Genomic DNA, 12,506 nt, shown 5'->3' on the forward strand with positions numbered 1-12,506 from the left:
CCATGACACAGAGAGGATGCAAGGAACTATCAGCCCAAATTAGCCTCTGTACCGGGAGGCGCCGATGCGCGTGGAACAGGTGACCGACCCCATCGCGTACCACGCCGAGGGACCCGTATGGTCGCCGGGCTGGGGCGGCCTGCGCTGGGTCGACATGCTGGCCGGGGACGTGCTGTCCCTCGCCGACGACGCCACCGTCACCCGCCGCCATGTGGGCGATGTCGCCGCGGCAGTACGTCCCCGCCGCCACGGAGGCGCGGTCATCGGCGTCGAGCGGGGCTTCGCCCTGGAGGACGCCGACGGCACCGTGACACACCTGCCCGCCCTGTGGGACGGCGACCGCGGGATACGGATGAACGAGGGCGGCTGCGACCCCGACGGCCGCTTCTACTGCGGCTCGATGGCCTACGACAAGCGCCCCGGCGCAGGCACCCTGTACCGGCTGGCGCCCGACGGATCCGTCACGGTGGTCCTGACCGGGGTCAGCGTCTCCAACGGCCTGGAATGGAGCCCCGACGGCACTCAGGCCTACTACAACGACACACCCACACAGCGCATCGCCGTGTTCGACTACACCTTCGAGTCCGGCCTGACCGGGCAGCGTGTCTTCGCGACCGTACCGGCCGAGGCCGGGCGGCCGGACGGCCTGACCGTCGACGCACAAGGCGGCGTCTGGGTGGCCCTCAACAACGGTGGTGCGGTGCGACGCTACTCTCCAGCGGGTGTGCTCGACGAGGTGATCGAGCTGCCGGCGAGGAAGGTCACCGCCTGCACCTTCGGCGGCCCGCACCTGGACGAGCTGTTCATCACCACGTCCCGGGAGAACCTCGAACCTGCACAGGACCCGCTGGCAGGCTCACTGTTCCGGGCCCGAGTCGACGTCACCGGCCTGCCGGCCCGTGAGTTCGCGGGCTGAACCAGCCCCCTGAGGTGCCGGTGCGCAGGCACAGCCCGACCCATACCACTTCGAACACGGATCTGATGCGGCCACCTGATGCAGCCGGTGCTCGGTGGCTTCACCGACGCCGAGCGCGCGGCGCCGGTGCCGCATGATGCCCCGCCCGCGCACGGGCGCCAGGGCCGTCATCACCCTGGCGAGCCGCCCGGCGTGCCCGCCACGGCGTGCTCGGCATTGAATGCCGTCAGGGGGAGCCACGGCGCACCCGACGCAGCTGGGAGCAACGCATGCCCGTCACCGAAACCGCCCGGCGGACCGCCGTGCGGCCCCGCAGCGGCCCGCTGGAGGCGACGGGGCGCTGGTGCGCCCGTCACTGGATCGTCGTACTCGTGGCGTGGCTGGCCGCGCTGGCCCTGCTCCAGGTCGCCGACCGGAACTGGGGCGGCGACTACAGCGACGACTTCTCGCTGCCCGGCACGCAGTCGCAGGAGGGCCTGGAGGTCCTTCGGGCCCACGACAGGGCCGCGGGAGGCTACTCCTCGCAGATCGTGCTGCACGACGCCGGCGCACCCCTGACCGACGTGGGCAGCCAGGTCTCCTCGGCGGTGAGCAGCCTCCAGAAGCTGCCGCACGTGCTCTCCGCCCAGAACCCGCTGCCGGGCGGCGGCGGCACACCGCCCCAGCAGCCCTCGAACGCCCCGGACGTCGGCCCGCTGTCCAAGGACGGCAGGACGGCGTACATCACGGTGCGCTTCGACGTGCAGCCGAGCACCCTGGGCGACGGCTACCTGCACGGCGTCGACCAGGCCGTACGGCCCCTGCGGCAGGCCGGGGTGCAGGTGGAGTACGGCGGTCCGCTCGGCGAGCTGGCCCGGCCCAAGGCGGACGACCGCAGCAGTGAGGCCATCGGCTTCGGCGTGGCGATCCTGGTGCTGCTCCTCGGGTTCGGCAGCGTACTCGCCGCGGGACTGCCGCTGGTCACCGCGCTGATCGCGGTCATCTGCGGGCTGGCCCTGCTGGGGCTGCTCGCCGCGGCGTTCGTCTTCGCCACGGTCTCGCCCACCCTGGCCACCATGATCGGGCTCGGGGTCGGCATCGACTACGCCCTGTTCCTGGTCACCCGCCACCGGCAGAACCTGATGGACGGCGCCGACCCCGTCCACGCCGCCGGACACGCCACGGCGACCAGCGGCAAGGCCGTCCTCGTCTCCGGCTGCACCGTCATCATCGCCCTGGCCGGACTGTGGGTCTCCGGAGTGTCGTTCATCGGGAAGCTGGGGCTGGCGGCCGCCGTCACCGTGGTCACCGCCGTCATCGGGGCCCTCACGCTCGTCCCCGCCCTGCTGGGCCTGCTGGGCCGGCGCGTCGACCGGCTGCGGGTGCGCACCCCGGTCGCCGAGACCGGCACCTCCCACGGTGCGCGACCGCAGGGCACCTGGCACCGCTACGCGCAGCGCGTGGAGCGCCGCCCCTGGTGGTTCCTGCTCGGCGGTCTCGTGCTGCTGGCCGTGCTCTCCGTGCCGGTCTTCTCGATGCGGCTGGGGCACATCGGTGACGGCGCCGACCCGACCTCCTTCACGGACCGCCGCGCCTTCGACCTGATGTCCGACGCGTTCGGGCCCGGCTCCAACGGGCCGCTCACCCTCGTCGTCGACCAGAGCGCAGTCGCCGCCTCCCAGCGCTCCGCGCTCGCCGACCAGGCGAAGAAGGCACTGAGCTCGGTGCCGGACGCCGCGTACATCAGCCCCCTGACGCCGACGAAGGACCAGGACGTCCTGATCGCCACGGCGTACTCCACCGCCGCGCCGCAGGACGCCCGGACCACCGACCTGGCCGACCGTCTGCGCGACGACGTGCTGCCCCGGGCGGTGTCGGGCACGCCCGCCCGCACCTACGTCACGGGTACGACCGCGGCGCAGATCGACTTCCTCGACATCGTCTCCAGCCGCCTGCCGCTGATCATCGCCGTGGTCGTGGGCCTGGCCTTCCTCGTCATCCTGGTCGTCTTCCGCGGCCCCGTCGTCGCCCTGAAGGCCGCCGTGCTCAACGTGCTGTCCATCGCGGCCAGTTACGGCGTCGTCGTGGCGGTCTTCCAGTGGGGCTGGGGAGGCCCCGCCCTCGGCGTGTCCGGCACCGTGCCGATCGAGAGCTACGTGCCCATGATGATGTTCGCCATCATCTTCGGCCTGAGCATGGACTACGAGATCTTCCTCCTCTCCCGCGTCCATGAGGCCTGGCTGCGCACCGGCGACCCCCGGGCCGCGGTGGCCCACGCCCTGGAGATCACGGCCCGCGTCATCACCTGCGCGGCACTGATCATGGTCAGTGTCTTCGCGGCCTTCATCCTCAGCGACAACGTCGTGGTCAAGATGCTCGGCCTGGGCCTGGCCGCCAGCGTCCTCATCGACGCCACCGTCGTACGGCTGCTGCTGGTGCCGGCCGTGATGACCCTGCTCGGCCGGGCGGCCTGGTGGACCCCGCGGTGGCTCGACCGGCTGCTGCCCCACCTCGACACCGAGGGCCCCACCGCGCGCGCGGCCGGCCGGTGAGCTCACGCCCCGGGGCGCTCCGGTGCCGACGGCGGCTCGGTGGGCGTCGGCGCGGGCGGGCGCAGCAGCACCGCCCGGGCCACGGGCGGGGCGAACAGGGCGCTGACGGGCGCGGACAGGGTCAGGACCGAGCGGAAGGCGCGTCCCACGACGGGGTCGCTGGGGTAGCGCTCCTGGACGCGCCGCAGGTACCAGCCGGCGACGCGGTCCGCGGGCCCGCCGTCGACCGCCGTGCCGACCGCGCCCGGCATCTTGCGGTCCGCCCCGGCGGAGATGTCCCACGCCTGCCGGGACGCCGTGAGCAGCGCCTGCTGCACGCGCCGCGTCGTGGCGGTCCGGCGCGGATCGGCCAGCGCGTCGCGCAGCGCCACCGCGCTCATCGCGGCGACGGCCATGCCCTGCCCGTAGATCGGGTTGAAGGTGCACAGGGCGTCGCCGGTGGCGAGGAACCCGGCCGGGCGCGGGCCGGACAGGTCGTAGCGGCGGCGGATGTTCGCGGTCCGCCGGAAGCCGAACGCCGGGGTGACCGGTTCGGCCTCCTCCAGCCACCGGTGCAGCAGCGGGTGCGGCAGCCTCTTGAGGTACGTCACGAACGCGTCGTCGTCCGTGGGCGGTTCGTCGCCGCGCAGCCCGGAGACGATGACCAGATGGGTGCCGTCCTCCAGCGGCAGCGCCCCGCCGCCATGGACCTGGGCGGGGCTGGGATAGACGTAGTAGCCGACGGTGTCGCCGTCGAGGACGCCCTTCCTGCCGCGGTAGACGCGGGAGGCGTACGCCAGCCCCGTGTCGATGGTCTCCTCGTACGGTGCCTGCGCCCCGAGCGCCGTCAGCCACTGCGGCGCCTTCGTGCCGGCGCCGGAGGCGTCCACGACCAGGTCGGCCTGAAGATCCCGCCGCTGTCCGCGGGCGTCGCCGTCGCCGGAGCGGTCCCGCAGCAGCACGCCCCGCACCCGGGAGGCGTCACCGAGCAGCCCGGTGACGTCGGTCCCCTCCACCACGCTGATCACCGGGTTGGCGAGCACCCGCCGCCGCACCAGATCCTCCAGCTGCGCGCGGGAACCGGTGTAGATGTGCGTCGTCGCGGGCAGCCGCCGGAACCAGCGCCCGTCCTGCCACTGCACCATGTCCGACGGCATGCCCACCCGCGGCGCCCCCGCCGCCCGCAGCTGTGCCAGGAAGCCCGGCAGCAGCGACTCCAGCGCCACCTGCCCGCCCTCCAGCAGGACATGCGGATGCCGGCCCTGCGGCACGCCGGGCCGCGGCGCGCTGCCGTCCGGCAACCGGTCGCGCTCGACGACGGTCACCCGGTCGGCGTACCCGGCCAGGGCGTGCGCCGCCAGGAGCCCCGCGAGGCTCCCGCCCACGACCACCGCATGCCGCCCGCCCCGACCGCCCTTGCCTCCGGCAGAGTTCACCGATCCACTCCCCTGGTCGCCCCGTGCTGAGAAGGCATCAGTATCCCGCTCCACACGCGGGGAGCAGCGTCTACTCCGATCTGCGCGTGGGTCGTCCGACATCTCCAGGCATGCTGGCCTGCCGTCAGCAGCCCCGTATACCGAACCGGCGTGCAGTCGGAGCTCCGACCGTGCGGAGCTCCGATCGTCTTAGTGTCAGTCGTGCTCAGCTTCCCACCGGCAAACGCGACGTGTCACCCTTACGGCCTTTGCCTTGCTGCCTCAAGCTCTTCAACTTTGCGGGAATCTGTGAAAAGTGCTGATCAGCATTGCACGTCGCTGGCAAGATGGCGCAAGGGCGGGCTGCAGGGCAGCAGGGGTGAACAAGGAGCAGTAGGTGGGGACGACGATCAACGGCCGGTTTCTGCTGCTCCCGGATGAGGCGCGCAAGGGCGGCCTGTCTGAGGTCCGCAGGGCGGTGGACGTCACCAGTCCGAGCGGCGATCACGTAGCCGTGAAACTGCTCAAGCAGCGCGAGGACGACGCGATCACTCAGATCTTCCTGGAGCGGGAAACATCGGCGCTCAAAGCGCTCGAGCATCCGCACATCGTAAGGATGCTCGACTCTGGCTGGGACAGCGAACTGGAGCGGTACTTCATCGCGCTGGAGTGGATCGATCGCACCCTAAAAGAGGATATGACCGACGGTCGGCCGCTCGACTGGTCGTCCTACTTCTCACGGATCGGCAAGCCGCTGGTGTCCGCTCTTGCGTACGCGCACGAGCGTCAGGTCGAGCACCGCGATCTGAAGCCGGGCAACGTCCTGCTGGCCGATGACGGCACGGTCAAGCTCGCCGATTTCGGTATCGCCAAGATCCTTTCCAAGGCTGCTGTGGCCACGGACGAGACCGTAGCCGACTTCCGCTCCGCGCTGTACGCGCCACCGGAACAGAGCGATGCGATCCCCTACGTCCGCGACGTATACGCGTACGCCGTGCTCGCGATCCAGGTCCTGTCACGCAGCAAGGCCCGTGACTACCCTGACTTGGCGTCCATCCTTGATGAACTGGACCTTGACTCCAGCATCCGCACCATTTTGAAGTCGTGCATCGACTACGACCCGAAGAAGCGGCCGGCCAACGCCAGCGTGTTGGAGCACCGGCTCCTTCAGGCCGAACAGGTCTGCGGTAACCGTGAAGCCCGGCGCCGCAACGCACTGTGGCTCAAGATGACCCTCCGCGCGGCCGAGGGCCTCGGCACCACACCGGCAAGTGATGAGGATTGGGCCCAGGTCAAGGCCGCGGTACTTGAGGACGTCTCCGGCACCGTGTACGTCGACTACGGCTATAACGCCCAAGACGGAACGGTCGACACGAGCACCATTCGAGTGTTCGGCCGGGCCATGTTCCTGCGACTCGTCAACGACGAGGAGTTCCGCGATCGGTGCGTGATCATCTCGGCGGAGGAGCGGGCCGAGGAGTGGATGGCCAGGCGCCGCGAGGCCGCGGTCAGACTAGGGCCTGTCCTCAACTGGACCTTCGATGATCCCGGTGAAGACCCGGCCAGGTACGGTCTCGACCTCGTGCTGGACCAGTTGGAGGCTGAACTCGATGCCCGCGAGCAGCGGGCCAGGGAGGGCAAGCGGCAGCAACTGGGTGACCTCTTTGACGGCTGGCGGCGGGTGCTGGAAGCACGCGAGGAGGCCGCTGCCAACGGGCGGCAGCCCATCGACTATGAACGTCTGGAGGGAACTGGCCGAACCCGCGTCTTCCACCTGCCCGCCCCCGATACCACGGTGGAGATCGGTGACGAGTGGTCGGTGGCGGAGTACCCATACAGTCGGCCCGTCGACCGTGGCGAGGTGACCAACCGCACCGACGACACCGTCGTGCTGCGGATGAGCCGCCCCAACGCTCTCCTGCCCGCCCGGGGTGTCCTACTGCCCTTCCTTGGGCCCAGCCAGAACGGCATCAACCGGCAGCGCGACGCCCTCACGGCCGTCGCCACAGGTCAGACCAGCAACCCCCGTCTGCGGGAGATTATCGACAACCCGGCGGCCATCCCCGTACGTCCGCCCACCGAAGTTGCCACTTGGGTCCGTGCCGACCTCGACAAGAGCAAACAAAACGTCGTCGCCCATGCCCTGGGCACCCAGGACCTCCTGCTCGTCGAAGGGCCGCCCGGTACCGGCAAGACCACGGTGATCGCCGAGATCGTCGAACAGACCCTCAGCCGCAACCCGAACGCCCGCATCCTCATCGTCAGCCAGACGCACATCGCCATCGATAACGCGCTCAAGCGGCTCGAGGACGCCGGTATCAGCGGCCTGGTCCGCCTCGGTCGCGTGGACGATCCCCGGGTCGCCGACAGCGCCCAGCCGCTACTGCTCGACAAACAGGTCAAGAAGTGGACCCAGGGCGTGCGGGCACGAGCCGAGAAGTACCTGGAGACAGTGGCCGCCGACAGTGGACAGCACGCCAGCCACCTCAAGGCCGCCCTAGTGCTGGAAGAACTGGCCGCAGTAGCCGCCAACCAGGCTCATATCGAGGCCCGGCTCGAGGATCTGGCGAACCAACCCGTCCCTGATCGCACCACGTCCGCGAGGGAACTCGGCGAGGAAGTCGTCAACACCCGCGCTCGGCGCGAACAGCTCCTTGAGCAGCGCGCCGAGCTTTTCGCCGAGGTGCAGTCCATGCTCGCCGGTGAGCTCACCCTGCGCGAAGACCTCAGCGCCGCTGACGCCCGCCACGCGGTCGAGGCACTCCTGGGCCCCACCGGACCGGGCCGCGACCTCATGAAGCTGCTGCGTCTGCAAGGCGAGTGGCTGCAACGCATCGGCACCGACCAGAACCTGGTCGCCGGCTTCCTGCGCACCAGGCACGTCATCGGAGGCACCGCACTCGGCTTCCTCGGCCACCCGGCCGCGCGGGACCTCGATTTCGACCTGTGCATCTTCGACGAGGCGTCCAAGGCGACCGCGACCGAGGCACTGGTGCCGCTTGCCCGCGCTAAGCGATGGGTGCTGGTCGGCGACACCAACCAGCTGCCGCCCGTCGACGAGGATCTGCTGCGCAACGAAAAGATCATGTCCGATCACCAGCTCATCCCAGAACTGGTCGAAACCACCCTGTTCCAATACTTCGCCAACCACACTGACGCGCCGGTCAAGCACCTGCTGCGCGAGCAATACCGCATGACCCCGGCGATCGGAAACATGATCAGCACCTGCTTCTACCGGGGCCAGCTCATCTCACCGAACGACCATGCGCTGCCCGGCTACGACACGGTCAACAAGCCCGTGCTCTGGTTGGACACCAGCGCCCTGCCCGGACGGCGCGAATCCGAGCGGTCTGCAGGAGAGACCAGCATCTCCAACCGCCTCGAAGCCCAGCTCGCCCTGCGCCGCCTGGAAGTCATCGACCAAGCGATCGACAAGCAGGTCATCAAGACGCCCAACGGCAGGCCCCTGGACGTTCTGGTGATCGCCCCCTATGGCCGCCAGGTCGAGGAACTCACCCGGCGCCTGGCCTCCAAGAAGCTCAAGCACATCACACCGGAGGTGTTGTCCGTCGACGCGGTACAGGGCCGCGAGTGCGACCTCGCTGTGTTCTCGGTGACCCGCAGCAACGTCCACGGGCGTTTCGGCTTCCTCGGCCAGCCCTACTGGCGCCGCATCAACGTCGCGCTCTCCCGTGCCCGCTACGGCCTGATCATCGTGGGCGACGCCGGTTTCTGCCGCAGCAAACCCGGCGCCCTGCGCGAAGTCCTCGACTACATGAGCGGCCACCCGGAAGACTGCGAGATCCGCGATGCCTACGTTTAGTGCCGACAGCCTCCTGGCCGTCCGCTTCCAGAACACTCGCCCAGGACTCGAACTGGTCCAGATCGTCGACGCTGCACTACCCGTCGCCCGCATTACGGCCGACGTCCTCGCCCAGGACAGCAAGGAACTCCCACTGCTGGAGGAGTTCGTACTGCGCCTGGTCAACCACAACGTCACCAGCACCCCCGGCATCGCCGGTGTACTCGGCCTGCCCAAGGCCATGGTCGACCAGACCGTCGCCGTACTGTTCAGTTCAGACGACCTGCGATGGTCAAGGCCGGCAGGCGACACCGGCCAGACTCGAAACCTGCGCCTGACCGACAAAGGCCATCTCACGGCCCAGAAGGCGGCCGCTGTAGCGCCCGTGCGAACCAACCAGCCCCTCATCTTCGACCAGATGCTGTGGAAGGGGGCGCCCTACGACCGGCGCACCACGATCCCGCGCGGCCAGGCCGAAGAGAGCGGCATGATCACGCTGCCTGTCGCCCGGTCCGGACCGCTCGACGATGGCGACGTCACCGCAGCCGAGCTCACGGCACTTCTGCGCGAACAAGGCATCACCGACCGAGAAGTCCTTCAGGTCAAGAGCATCACCCAGGCCAAGGCCCGGCACGTCCTGCCGGTGAAACTGCTCGTCTACACTGACAGCGACCGCAGCGACATCGAAATCGGCGTGGTCATCGACGGTGAACTGAGCAAGGCCCACGAACTTGCGCTCATCGGTCATGGCGGCGCTAAGGCCCTCAATATCACCGTCGCCCCGCCGCCCGAGCGCCCCCTGCTCGCCCCTGACCTGGAGAAGGCCCGCATCCCCCTGGAGGAGGTGACCCAGCACCGCGCCGAGCAGGCCGCCTTCCAACTCGGCTCCCAGCCCCCCATCCCTGGCCCACCAGCCGCCCTCCGGCCACAGGCCGACGAGATCCGCGCCATCGGAGTCTTCGAGCACCCCGACATCCTCGACGAGGCCCTCAGCCAGGCACGTCGCCGCCTTTTGATCATCTCGCCCTGGATCAAGAACGCGATCATCACCACCACCTTCCTCAGCAAGCTGGAAAGCCGCCTCACCCGCGGCGTGAAGGTGGACATCGCCTACGGCTACGAAGAAAACGACACCAAAACCGACGCAGCCGCTGTCCGTAAACTGACCAACCTCGCCAACCGCTACCCGGACAAATTCACCTTCACCCGGCTCAAGGCAACCCACGCCAAGGTCCTCGTCTACGACGATGTATGGGTAACCACCTCCTTCAACTGGCTCTCCTTCAAGGGTGATCCGGATCGCACGTACCGCATGGAGGAGGGGAGCCTCGTCCGCAACTGGCAGAACGCCGACACCCAGTACGACCGCTATCTCGCCCTGATAGCAGATCAGCGCCGATAACCTTGGGACAGGGGAGATGGGCGGGGGCCTGCACCCACACTGTCTACCAGGCGGGCCTCCACGCTGCCCTTGACTGGAGGAAGAGGCCGTGCGCCACCCCTGCGCTACTCGGTGGACTGGCAGACGGTGGGCTGGTCAGGGCGGTGGACACTTGCGGCCAGTTCGCGCGCCGCTCGTTAGAGACGAGAAGGACGGGCGCTGTGGGCCCGGGCTATCCCTGCAGGTCGCGAGGAGCAGTCGACGAACGTTACCAAGGGCACCCTCGGGACCATCTCCGCAGGCGCGGGGAACAGCGGGACGTGGTCGCGCGGGCGGCTGCGGCGCCGGGACCATCCCCGCAGGCGCGGGGAGCAGCCGATGACGTCCCAGAGGAGGCGGTGTCCGTGAACCGCAGTCGTCGCGTCATGGACGTCCTCCCGTTGTCGCTGGTGTCTTCAGCATCACCACGCCAGAGGCCGCGTACTACAGCCTGCGCCCAACTCCGTGAGACCACGAGAGAACATCCGGTCATTCCCCGAGAACATTAGAGACCACCGCATGGCAGCGGCCCACGCCACTCCATACGGTCCGGCATGGCATCAGCACCCTCGACGCCAGACGTCGACCCCTTCACGGCCGTGGAAGCCCTCAGGGCAGCCTTGGACCAAGCCGGAATCGTGCTGCCGTCGTTGCGGTAGACCTGGCCTCGCCGAGCCTCCGCCTCGTGGAGCTGGGACGCGTACGCGCCGACGTAGCCATGCGGCTGGCGGACGCACTCCGGCGAGAGGACCACTCGGTGTGCACGCGAACACAGCCGCGCCCCGCCGGTACGAGGCTGGTGACGCGTGGCTCGCCAACTGCTTGGCGGATCCGGTCCTCGTACGAAAGGCGGGGAGCAAGGGAACGTTCGCCCCCTAGCCTCTGGCACCCACTGGCTCGTCGCTGAGTCGCACCTGCGCCACGCACTGCCCGCCGCCGTACGGATCGGAAACAAGCGACGCGGCCCGGTTCTCGCCGACCCAGAAGGGCCCCTGCTTCAGTCCGCCAGACCACTAGGGCGACTACCGCACGCTCCGTGAGGCCCGCATCGCGGCCGCCACCGGCAGCGGCAGGAGCGGGCGCGGAGAGCAGGGAAGGATGCGGGCAGCAGTCGGCAGGTAGCCCGGGGACCATCCCGCGGGGGCGGGGAGCAGTAGCACACGGACAGGCTGGTTCAGCGCAGCGCCGCTGCCACCAGAAGGCCGAAGACTCACCCGTCCACGATGTCAGCAGTGTGACGGTGGTGTCGGCGTCCGCGGCGATGCCGGTTTCAGGCGACCGCTGCTTGTGGTGCAGCGGCTGCGGGGTGTGCCGGGTGGGCGACCGTGGTGAGGAGGGCGGCGCTCAGGAGGGCAACGGGGCGCACTCGGCCTCCCTCAGCGTTGTTTGATCAGCCGCTTGCGGACGGCGTAGCCCAACGGTGCTGCGGCGAGGAGAGCGAGGAGGATCCACAGCAGCGGCAAAGACCTGGTGGAGGTCAGCACGGCGAGAACGGGATGGCCCGTGCCGGCGTCAGGGAACCTGATGCGGCCGCCGGCGGTTTGCTTCAGCATGCCGGACTGCAGGGTGACCACCGCTTTCCAAGGGCCCTTCGGCAGGCTCTTGCCCAGGGTGAACGCCAGGGTGCCCTTGTGGCGTGGGGCCAGGGCGAGGACACGGTCGTTGGTGAAAGGTCCGGCGGTCAGCCCGTCCGGTCCGCCGTCGAGGCGAAGGCTGCCGCTGATATCGACCGCGCGGGCCCCGGTGTTGTGGACCCGCACACGCAGTTGCGGCCGCCCGTCTTGGGTGCGGGCCGGGATGAGTCTGGTGATGCGGAAGGAGGAAGGCAGTTCTCCGCCGGGGCCGATGTCGAGGTAGACGCGCACACCGGCGCGGGTGACCATGCCGATGTTGCGCCGTCGCCGACATCCACAGTCTGCTCCTGCCCGACCGTCCCGCACCCGCGGCGTTGGGACGACATCGACGAGGTCACCCTCCAGTCCGACCGGGGCCCGCAGGTCGCCGCAGGCGTCAACTACGGCCAGCTCCCTGCACCCGCGGGGATGATCCGGATGAGCTGCCGTTGGGCTGGCTGACCGGCGGTGCTCCCCGCACCCGCGGGGATGTGCCGAACGTCACCGCCGACTGCATGGCCCGTGCGGTGTGCCAGGCGATCGCAGAGAGTTCCGATCCGGATGCGCATGAAGTGATCCTTGTTCCGGGCGCGGTTGTCCGAACGGAGCCCACTGTGAGCGGCCGGCCCCGGAGTCCTTCGGGGAAACCTTGATTCGGCAGGACAGAGCAGGTAGGGAAGAGGAGGGATCTGAGGGGGACTGGCGTGAACGTGAGTTCTACTTAGATACCGTTTCCTTTGGTGTGATCGTTCGTTGATCCGTCCATGATGGATCTGGTTGAGCGGTTGGTACCGGACGAGTTATGGATGCTGTTCCGGCGGGTGGTGCCG

Annotated in this window: 6 protein-coding genes and 1 pseudogene; 5 read left to right on the forward strand and 2 right to left on the reverse strand. The window is 69.2% G+C overall.

The features are described 5' to 3' along the window. The first annotated feature begins 64 nt into the window (after window positions 1-64). On the forward strand, window positions 65-916 hold the full coding sequence (locus tag AB0K80_RS32350) for an SMP-30/gluconolactonase/LRE family protein (protein ID WP_365675856.1): 852 nt from the start codon (window positions 65-67) through the stop codon (window positions 914-916). Window positions 917-1,185: 269 nt separating this feature from the next. After that, the gene (locus tag AB0K80_RS32355; RefSeq protein WP_365675857.1) at window positions 1,186-3,447 is read left to right on the forward strand and encodes an MMPL family transporter; all 2,262 of its coding nucleotides are present in this window, start codon (window positions 1,186-1,188) and stop codon (window positions 3,445-3,447) included. A gap of 2 nt (window positions 3,448-3,449) precedes the next feature. Here AB0K80_RS32355 and AB0K80_RS32360 read toward each other — a convergent pair whose 3' ends face one another. Further along, entirely contained in the window at window positions 3,450-4,811 is a 1,362-nt protein-coding gene (locus AB0K80_RS32360; protein ID WP_365675863.1) for an FAD-dependent monooxygenase, read from the reverse strand. 427 nt (window positions 4,812-5,238) lie between these two features. On the opposite strand from AB0K80_RS32360, the gene AB0K80_RS32365 reads away from it, so the two are divergent. From AB0K80_RS32365 to AB0K80_RS32375, 3 genes and pseudogenes are all read left to right on the forward strand, one after another. Further along, on the forward strand, window positions 5,239-8,664 hold the full coding sequence (locus AB0K80_RS32365; protein ID WP_365675858.1) for an AAA domain-containing protein: 3,426 nt from the start codon (window positions 5,239-5,241) through the stop codon (window positions 8,662-8,664). Next, a complete protein-coding gene (locus tag AB0K80_RS32370) occupies window positions 8,651-10,045 on the forward strand; it encodes a hypothetical protein (protein ID WP_365675859.1) in 1,395 nt (464 codons plus the stop codon). The genes AB0K80_RS32365 and AB0K80_RS32370 overlap by 14 nt, the downstream gene beginning before the upstream one ends. A 572-nt stretch (window positions 10,046-10,617) precedes the next feature. After that, a pseudogene (locus AB0K80_RS32375) lies at window positions 10,618-10,808 on the forward strand (hypothetical protein); the annotation flags it as partial. Between the two features lie 631 nt (window positions 10,809-11,439). Here AB0K80_RS32375 and AB0K80_RS32380 read toward each other — a convergent pair. Next, window positions 11,440-11,946 carry a hypothetical protein gene (locus AB0K80_RS32380; protein WP_365675861.1) on the reverse strand — a complete coding sequence of 169 codons (507 nt, stop codon included), beginning with the start codon at window positions 11,944-11,946 and terminating at the stop codon, window positions 11,440-11,442. Window positions 11,947-12,506: the final 560 nt, after the last annotated feature.

It is taken from the genome of Streptomyces sp. NPDC052682 (genome assembly GCF_040678435.1).
Lineage (GTDB): Bacteria > Actinomycetota > Actinomycetes > Streptomycetales > Streptomycetaceae > Streptomyces.